Source organism: Deltaproteobacteria bacterium, from assembly GCA_026712905.1.
Classification (GTDB): domain Bacteria; phylum Desulfobacterota; class Binatia; order UBA9968; family JAJDTQ01; genus JAJDTQ01.
Genome location: JAPOPM010000036.1, coordinates 1 through 2,235 on the forward strand (window position 1 = coordinate 1; position 2,235 = coordinate 2,235).

General features: G+C 59.9%; 4 protein-coding genes. All 4 read left to right on the forward strand.

All coding sequences use genetic code 11. The annotated features are described in order from the left end of the window. On the forward strand, positions 1-261 hold a 261-nt coding region (locus tag OXF11_02625), incomplete at its 5' end, for a hypothetical protein (GenBank protein ID MCY4485993.1). 161 nt (positions 262-422) lie between these two features. Then, complete coding sequence (locus OXF11_02630; protein MCY4485994.1) at positions 423-725, forward strand: type II toxin-antitoxin system VapB family antitoxin; 303 nt, start codon at positions 423-425, stop codon at positions 723-725. Next, positions 726-1,043, forward strand: coding sequence for a transcriptional regulator (locus tag OXF11_02635; GenBank protein ID MCY4485995.1), 318 nt, complete (start codon positions 726-728; stop codon positions 1,041-1,043). Between the two features lie 496 nt (positions 1,044-1,539). Then, positions 1,540-2,235, forward strand: a 696-nt coding sequence (locus OXF11_02640) for a hypothetical protein (GenBank protein MCY4485996.1), incomplete at its 3' end; no start/stop codon positions are given.

The window sequence follows — 2,235 nt, forward strand, 5'->3', positions numbered from 1 at the left end:
CCCATGTCCGACGGCAAGATCACCACCCTGAACCTCGGTGACTTCAAGCTCCCTTGCGCCAAGGACATCCCCCGTCTCGACACCGTGTTCGTCGAGCAGGGCGAAGGACCCGTCCCCTTCCAGGGCAAGGCCATCGGCGAACTCCCCAACGTCCCCACCGCCGCCGCCATCGCCAACGCCGTGGCCGACGCCACCGGCGCGCGGGTGTACGACCTGCCGCTCACGGCGGAGAAGGTGTACGCGGCGCTGCACGAATCCTAGCGGCTAGGAACACAGGACCCTGCGCCCTTCGGGGCTCAGGGTGCCACTCCACAGCCGTATTTTCGGGTAACCCGTAGGTCGGATTTGGGAAGCGCAATCCGAGGGACACGCCCGGACCACTGATCGATTATTTATTGTCCGACTGATACAATATCGACTGCATGCCTCAGATCACCATCGACATTGATGAGAATCTGTTCCAGGAGGCGCGCCGTCTGCTCGGTACATCTTCCGTCGAAGAGACCGTCGATGCCGCGTTACGCAAAGTCCTGTCCACCGACGCCCGACAGCAAGAAGTCGCAGTGCTCGCGGAAATGGACGGGCTAGAACTCGCCAACCGTGAGGTTATGGCGAAAGCTTGGCGTTCGTGTGGAGGCGGAACGAAACGCCGGCAAGAGAGGGATATCGAAACCGCCCGAAGGTTATGGCGAGAGTACAGGAAGCGCAAGACGCGGGAGGATTAGATGGTCCTGACACGAGATTTCAAGGAAACCATCCAAGAGCGCGTTGAACGGGACCCAGCCTTCCGGGAGGCCCTCCTCACTGAGGGGATCGAATGCCTTCTCGCCGGCGACGTGGACACCGGCAAGGCCGTCTTGCGCGACTACATCAACGCAACCATCGGCTTTCAATCGCTCGGCGGCCTTACCGACAGGTCCCCCAAGAGCCTGATGCGTATGTTGGGCCATGGAGGCAAACCCCGAGCCCGCGACCTTTTCGAGATCATCGGTTTGCTTCAAAAGCGCGACGGGTTAAAGCTCCGGGTTCAAGCAGTCAGATGAAGCGCAATGGGGGACCGCCCCCGGCCCTTTCATCCCCGGACTGGGACTGTCCACGCGGCGATCACCGGGCTACGCTTACACCATCCAGTCGGCGCCTCCCACTCAGACTTCTTCTTGAGCACACTCTCCGTGCTCGCAGCGTGTATTCGGGCAAATGTGCGCACGTGCTCCTTGCGAGAAGCACCTCCACCTTCCCTCATTTTCGACGTCGGTCCTCATTCTGGCCCGATTGCGGTTGAGCAGCCATTGCGCCAATGGCGGTTTTCTGTGGCACAGTCTTCAGGACGACCCATCTAGCTCCCTGAGTCTTCACGACGAGTGGCGCGGTTCAAGTTCCTGGCACTGACTGGCTTCGATTGCTCGCAACCATATTGCGGATCGTCAAGATTTTGTTACTTCCGACTTTCTTTGTTAATTGACGTTACTGTGATCCAAGGTGCTTGTATGCGGAACCGACGATCATCAGAGAATCACCGGAACGGAAGGATAGCCCGGAATGACGGCACCCGACTCCCTGTTTCAGGACACCATCTTCAGGGTCCTCGAAACCGCACCGCGCGGTCTGACCGTCGAACGCATTCGTACCCAGTTGGCTGAGGCGGGAGCGACGATCAGCAAGGACGAAGTCGTACGGGCTCTGGCACACATGAACGAGCGCCAACTGGTCCAGTTCGGTGCGGCGCGACGCTGGCATGTCCGCCGGCAAGGGAACAAAACTGCGGAATATACCGTCTCTGGCAGACCAGACGAATACCTGGTTGCAGTCCCTTGCCAAGCCACCGCTGGTGAGGTGGCCGTGGTGGGGCCGGACATGCAAGGCGGGCGCATCGACGCCAACATAGACCTCTTGCAACAACTCCTGCCTTACTATCAGGATGCGTTACGACACGGCGACAGCGGCCAGCCTCAAGCCTTCGCAAACCAGTACGGGGAGAATTTCGTGCTGCTAGAGCCGGACAAGCCCTGGTGGCCGAAGGCGGAGCGGGGTCGCACGTTGGTCGTTCCACTCTCGCGAATTCCGGACGGCGTGCGATCGCGTTTGGCGAGACAAAACACACGGCACCTCCTGTTGGGTTATCCACTACATGTGGTAGCGCCCCGTAACGGGGACACCGACGCCTCCGTTCGTCCTGTTTCGGTCTTCCGTTGCCGTTACGATCAGACAGAGACGCATCTACTGATTCGCGTTCCG

What these genes read in the sequence shown, in the direction of transcription:
- OXF11_02630 (MCY4485994.1), top strand. Translation starts at nt 423, where the DNA reads ATGCCTCAGATCACCATCGACATTGATGAGAATCTGTTCCAGGAGGCG.
- OXF11_02635 (MCY4485995.1), top strand. Translation starts at nt 726, where the DNA reads ATGGTCCTGACACGAGATTTCAAGGAAACCATCCAAGAGCGCGTTGAA.